Source organism: Stenotrophomonas sp. SrG (assembly GCF_050031795.1).
Taxonomy (GTDB): domain Bacteria; phylum Pseudomonadota; class Gammaproteobacteria; order Xanthomonadales; family Xanthomonadaceae; genus Stenotrophomonas; species Stenotrophomonas rhizophila_A.
The window spans coordinates 1-242 of sequence record NZ_JBNBBE010000941.1 but is presented as its reverse complement, the minus strand read 5'-3'; the positions used below and the strand labels follow the sequence as shown (position 1 = coordinate 242).

Here is a 242-nt window from a genome sequence, read left to right as displayed (position 1 = left end):
GCCGATCGGTAACCCTTCGATCTCGCTGGAGATCATCGAGAAGGTGACAAAGTCGGAATCCCGCTCGTCCCCCTCCACTTCCCATCGCAACGACGAGAGCAGATGGCACCCTTCCAGCACGCCGACCGACCCAGCCAGAATGCCGGCGCAGGTTCTCACCGCTTCCCCGCGCACCTGGAGCACGTAATCTTCGTGACTCATGTGATCCGTCATCGGTGCAGTCCTAGTCTCAGCCCTATCCA

1 protein-coding gene is annotated in these 242 nt (G+C 60.3%); it reads right to left on the bottom strand.

What is annotated here, in order from left to right; genetic code table 11:
* A partial coding sequence (locus tag ACQG3P_RS22265; RefSeq protein WP_426806267.1) for a hypothetical protein occupies window positions 1–201 on the bottom strand: 201 nt, incomplete at its 3' end.
* Window positions 202–242 lie beyond the last annotated feature (41 nt).